The following is a 6,537-nucleotide window of genomic DNA, read 5'->3' as shown; positions in this document are numbered from 1 at the left end:
TAATTCCTATTAGATAGCTTCTATGAATAAATTTAGTCTTTCATTAAAAATTATATTGACTCTAATAATTAGATTATTTGAGAAATAAAACATTACTAAAATATAAGTTATTTAGCCTTATTTATAAGTTTTATTATACATAGTATAATTGTACCTACATCAAAATAAAAGATTTTCAATGGTAGTGAAGATTTAATGACCATCAAAATTACCAAGTTAATTCTGATATAATGCCCACAAAAAAATACAGTATTTTACTCCCCTAAAAGAAACTTGAAAAATACATATAAATAATTCAATTACCCTTGTTTTAAGTGATTTTAATAATCTTATTTGAATACAAGTAAACAAAAAAATATTTCGTTCAGAATAATACCATTTATATGCATCTCTACATATTTGGAATAGTGAGCCCTTTATTATATACTTTTTCCAAGTATTGCTCACTTAAAATTAACACTCTCTTATTTGAATCTTCTATTTTTAAGTACTTTTGATCACGTTTGTATTTTATACTGGAATAATTCGATTTTTTCTAGATGTTAGAGTTGTTGAATGTGGTGTTTAGTTTTATTAATTATACTTTGCTTAACCTAATCAAAATACTCAGTGAATTATCTCATACCTTTTAATTTGGGTTATTCTAGTACTAGTTTACTCTGCAACATACTTACTCAGATTTTTTATACTAGAATTCAGCTAATTAAGAATCAGTAATAAGTGGATTTAATAAAAGGTCTTTTCTACTCTAAACCTCAAAAATAATTATATTGGATAAGTAGGTTTAGTTAAGTATCTTGCCTATGATAAATAATATCTTGTAAATATCCATTATGTTAGTAAACATTATCTTAATGGTGAGATCATAGTTTGAAATATTCCGGAAGATTTGCAATTAGGAAAATCTAATCAAGTATTGATAATAAGTAAAAATCGGAAAAATGTAAATGGAAATTATTGATTAAATCTCGTAATATTTGATTGCATTAATTTTGGCGTATGGATCGTAATTAAAGTTAATTATCTGGAAGTACCTAATTCTATAGTAGCCGATTTTGTCACTTGTTTAATGTATTCCAAATCAGGCATGGGAGTTTTGCTAATCATACCCAACCATAAAAGGTATTCTATATTCCCCTTAGGTCCTTTAATTGGAGACCAAACCAAACCCTTATAGCAATACCCTAATTTTAGAGAAACCCATATAACTTGTAATACTGCATCTGCATGATCTTGGGGGTCCCTAACTACTCCTTTCTTCCCAACGCGATGTTTTCCCACCTCGAATTGTGGCTTGACTAACACTAATAGTTCTCTTGGAGGTTGAGTTAATTGCCATACTGCAGGCAAAATTTTAGTTAGAGAAATAAAAGATACATCTATTACTGCTAAGTCTGGAATTTCATTTTCTGTACCATACAAATCTTCTGGTGTTAAATAGCGCAAGTTAGTCCGTTCCCGTAAAATAACCCGTGGGTTATTACGCAAGCCCCAGTCAACCTGACCATAACCAACATCTATTCCGTAAACTCTTTTAGCTCCAGATTTTAATAAACAATCCGTAAAACCCCCAGTAGAAATACCACCATCCAGACATATTCTTTCCTGTGTAATAATAGGGAAAACAGCCAAGGCCTTGGCAAGTTTTTCACCTCCACGGGAAACAAAACGTGGTTGCTCCTGAATGTGAATCTCAGCTTGTAAACTAACTTCTGTTCCAGACTTGTCAGTAACATGGCCTGCAACCCTCACTTTACCTGCCTGAATTAACCGTTGAGCATGCTGACGAGAAATACATAAACCTCGTTTTACGAGTAAAATATCTAATCGCTGTTTAGCCAAACTAATACCAATTTTAGATCCTAAGGTTAATTAATGCCATTTTCCCTAATCCTACTAACAATTAACAGAAAGTAGTTGTTGCAGATACTAAATATTTCACCATTGTTATAAATGAGTTATTAACGACATGGATTATTATAAATATTGATACAATACAAATCCCTTACGTTATAGGTAAGGAACCTCCACACAAAAAATCTTAGAGTTATTAAGCTGAAAAATACTTAATAAGCAAATGTGAATTCCTAACTTACCGAATATCTCTATGAGCTAATTCGCTTTCTGAAGGCCCCTGTAATTATAAACAACTCTAAATATCTTTCTCGCTTAACTCTTGGGTTATATAGTCAAAAGGCTGATCGACAAAACTTATATTATTAATACCAGCTTCTTCAACTTTTTTCTTAACAATAGTTTTCATAATTTGAATACCACGAACAGTGGGACCAATAGGAACATTTAAAGAATTATATGTTTCTCGTAAACCTTGAAGTACACGCTCATTTAGCACATCTATATTTCCAGCGACAATTGCGTAGGTTGCATAGCGCAGATAATAATCCATATCCCGCAGACAAGCTGCATAACGACGAGTAGTATAAGCATTACCACCAGGACGAATTAATTCTGGTAGCTCATCAAATAAATTTAAACTAGCTTGCTTAACAATTGATGCAGCTTCTGCATTTATGGCTGTTGCTGCCTGTATCCTATCATTACCACTAGCAAAATATGACTTAAGATTGTCAACAGCATCACGATCAAAATATCGCCCTGCTAAATCATAATTTCGTATTATAGTTGTAACTGCGTCCTGCATTTCTTATCCTCTCAATTCCTCTATATTGGTTATTTTGATGCTTATCTAGCTTGCTTTCTCAGCCTGCAAAATTTTGTAGCGGCTACCCATAAAGGAGTAATAGTGCAAAAATAAATGCATACCCTACCCTAGAATCTTATGTTAAAGTCGACCTAATAGTGAAATCAAGTATTGAGTTTTGTATCAATTACATTATCCTATAATTCCTCAATTTAACGGGTTAAATTCTCTGATTATACTCGCAAAAATTTGGGAGCCGAAAACATGCAAACATAATAAAACTTAAAATTATCTGTTTTCCTCTTTTCCCCACTCCATCTATAAGTATTGGCTTGATAAGCCAATACTTCCTAATATCTCATTAAAAGCAGTCTTTATTCGGCATACCTAAAAAATCAAAATTAGGGCTGTAAAAACTCACTGGCTTTATTATCCTTTTTATTCCTATAGAATGATGGGAATAATAAATTTATAAATCTTCCCAGAAAAATGGCAGTAAAAATGCTAGGATATAGTGTTTCCATAACAAGCTCAAGTTAACGTTGGGCTAATATTTATATTATGGTTTTGATTGAAATACAAATTTTTATCCAGCTATATCGACCAAATTAATGATTGCCCCGATAATTACAAACGGAGAAGGCATATATGTGAATTTATCTTGTAGTGTAATGCTTGTAATTTCAAAAAAATATCCTAATTTAGACACAGTGGAGAATATAAAACTTAATATTTATTAGTGAAAAAGTACTAAATAGAAGTGTAAAAAGCACTTAGGATCTTTTGCTTGTATTCTATCATCTTTGTTTTATTTAATTCCGTTTTAGGCCTTCAGTTTTCTATGCTCTTACCATCTAAATGCAACATTACAATACGACCAAATTACAATTAATCTATATCATTACACCAAATGATAAATTGTTTGATTTCTTATCTAATTATCTTTTAGTGTTCCACAACTGAATTAAAGTAAATAGGGCTATTTCGACTAAACAGTCATAATAAAGCAACACATATCGTGACTTTATTTCTGAAACTCATACAAACGTACTAATCATGTCCATTAAATTCTAATTGCATCTGAGGTTAAAAACCCTAACTAGACAAGAGTTATTTTTTATGCACACCAGGCATACGTTATATTTGATTTAAGTAAATTGGCAAATAAGGAGCAACCATGACAACCCCACAAGAAATTCTTAGTATGCTTGGGGATGAAAAAATTAAAATGGTGGACCTCAAATTCGTCGATATGCCAGGTACTTGGCAACATCTAACTTTGTACTATAATCAGATAGATGAAATTTCCTTTACAGATGGCGTACCTTTTGATGGTTCTAGCATTCGGGGTTGGAAAGCTATAAATGAATCAGATATGGCAATGGTGCTGGATCCTAATACAGCTTGGATAGATCCCTTCATGAAGGAGCCAACACTGAGCATTATTTGTTATATCAAAGAGCCTCGCACTGGTGAACCTTATAAGCGTTGCCCAAGGGTAATTGCCCAAAAAGCGATGGATTATTTAGTCGCTTCTGGCATTGGCGATACGGTGTTTTTTGGTCCAGAGGCTGAGTTCTTTATTTTTGATGATGTTCGCTTTGATCAAACTGCCAATGCAGGTTTCTATTATATAGACTCCATAGAAGGCCGCTGGAATACAGGCCGAGAGGAAAATCCAAATTTGGGTTATAAACCCAGTTTCAAGGGAGGGTATTCCCCTCTTCCTCCCATAGATAACTTCCATGATATTCGTACGGAAATGCTCCTCACAATGGCTGATTGTGGCATACCTGTAGAAAAGCAACACCATGAAGTTGCAACAGGCGGCCAGTGCGAGCTGGGGTTTCGCTTTGGTAAAATGCTTCAGGCTGCTGACTGGCTAATGACTTATAAGTACATTATTAAGAATGTTGCAAGAAAATATGGTCATTCAGCAACATTTATGCCCAAGCCTATTTTTGGTGATAACGGCTCTGGCATGCATACTCACCAATCTATTTGGAAGAATGGGCAGCCCCTATTCGCAGGTGATAAATATGCTGGTCTGAGTGAAACAGCCCTATACTATATTGGTGGTATACTACACCATGCACCAGCCCTTTTAGCACTTACAAATCCTTCTACTAACTCCTATAAGCGTCTTGTACCAGGGTATGAGGCACCTGTGAATCTAGCCTATTCTCAAGGGAATCGTTCTGCTTCTATACGTATCCCTCTATCTGGAACCAACCCCAAAGCAAAACGCCTAGAATTCCGTTGCCCCGATGGAACTTGCAACCCATACTTGGCATTTGCTGCCATGCTATGTGCTGGTTTAGATGGTATTAAAAACAAAATAGATCCAGGAGATCCCTTAGACGAGAATATATATGAACTAACGCCAGAGGTACTAGCACAAGTTCCTTCAACTCCTGGCTCTTTGGAGCTAGCATTAGAAGCTTTGGGAAAAGACTATAAATTTTTGACAGAGCCTGGTGTTTTTACCGAAGATATTATTGAAACTTGGATAAATTACAAGTTGCACACTGAAGTAAATTCAATACGCCTACGCCCTCACCCTTATGAATTCTCTCTCTACTATGATGCCTAATTTAATAATTTAATGTTTGACTTTAATGCTTGAGTTAGTAAATAACAAGAACTTTAAAAAACTACATTAACTGCATTTAGAGGCCTTCCATTAATGGGTGGCTTTTATTATTTTTTCAAAATGGCTACTCAATTCAGCAATTAAGAAGCCCCAACCCAATCAAAAGTATTATTACCTCTGCTGGAATCGACTAATCTAGTTACATATATTTCATCTCGCTTAGAAGTCCAGTTGTGAGGAGCTGTTTCAGTAAGATTAAGTTCCTCGCTTATCCCTCCCAAGGTAGACTACTGAAAATTTTCAATAAACTGATAGTTACGTAACCCTGATAGTAGTTTTACTATGGATTTTCTCGTTTACATAGTTCTACTCTCTACTTTAGCATGACAATTAAGTATCAACAATATACTAAGTAAGCTATAAAAAGTTATACAATAATACAGACTTATGAGACTACAATGGTTTGATTCATGCTGATGATAAAAATCATCATACATATGGAGATTACTGGTAATCAGTAAAACCGACGTAAAAAATTACTATATCCCCTCTATTGAGGATTTATTATCCTAAATCAAATAATAAACCCCAATTAATAAATCCTTTGAATCAGTTCCATGATATTGGGCATAAGCAAGATAAATAACTTCTATATAACATCGAAATATTAAATCTGGTGAAAAAAATAACATAGTTATTAAAGCCATGGATAATTCTACGCTCATCAGAGACATGATGCAGGGTAATGACACTTATAATCTTTATTGGCAAAGGCTTAGTTGCTATAATTTTGGTGACTCCGAATTCACTTTTTCGAACATCACGAACCCAAATATTTGGAATACTAGCAGCATACACAGGTATTTTTATCAACAAATTTCAAGGATAGAATCTTTGATAGCGAATGGCAAGATGTCAATGTGACTGTAGCTTACTTTTTTATAGTAATCCTTGAGGATAGAAAGACATTATTAGAATAGTCAAATTCATTATTAATATTTTTTGCTTTTTGTTTTCCTATGATGATGGGCTACCAAAAAAGTAGGATAAGAGGATATTTGCTCCTACTTTTTTGGTAGTTTCTGAAATGTTTTACTCTTATCAGTCGCTAATTACCTGAGTTATTATAATAAATGCAAATAAGGTAATTTCAATGCAGAGTTCAAGGAATATATGAGTTATATTACCAAATTTTAAGAGTACCCTTATTTATATTCTCCTTAAATTACAAGTACTTTATTACCTTAGATTTGGTATCTTTGAAGATTATTTTTTTACTGGT

At 33.5% G+C, this 6,537-nt stretch carries 3 protein-coding genes; 1 reads left to right on the top strand and 2 read right to left on the bottom strand.

Annotated elements, in window-relative coordinates; genetic code table 11:
* Positions 1–1,020: 1,020 nt before the first annotated feature.
* Together RINTHH_RS01325 and apcB are read right to left on the bottom strand one after the other, a co-directional pair.
* Positions 1,021–1,842, bottom strand: coding sequence for a TlyA family RNA methyltransferase (locus tag RINTHH_RS01325; protein ID WP_008231922.1), 822 nt, complete (start codon positions 1,840–1,842; stop codon positions 1,021–1,023).
* Positions 1,843–2,152: 310 nt separating this feature from the next.
* Positions 2,153–2,662, bottom strand: a complete 510-nt coding sequence (gene apcB / locus RINTHH_RS01320) for an allophycocyanin subunit beta (protein ID WP_008231919.1) — start codon at positions 2,660–2,662, stop codon at positions 2,153–2,155.
* A gap of 1,177 nt (positions 2,663–3,839) precedes the next feature.
* Here apcB and glnA point away from each other — a divergent pair.
* Positions 3,840–5,255: a type I glutamate--ammonia ligase gene (glnA, locus tag RINTHH_RS01315; RefSeq protein ID WP_008231916.1), complete on the top strand. Its 1,416-nt coding sequence runs from the start codon at positions 3,840–3,842 to the stop codon at positions 5,253–5,255.
* Positions 5,256–6,537 lie beyond the last annotated feature (1,282 nt).

This window comes from Richelia intracellularis HH01, from assembly GCF_000350105.1.
In the GTDB taxonomy this organism is placed as follows: domain Bacteria; phylum Cyanobacteriota; class Cyanobacteriia; order Cyanobacteriales; family Nostocaceae; genus Richelia; species Richelia intracellularis.
The sequence above is the reverse complement of the archived record's forward strand: the minus strand, read 5'-3'. Positions and strand labels throughout refer to the sequence as shown.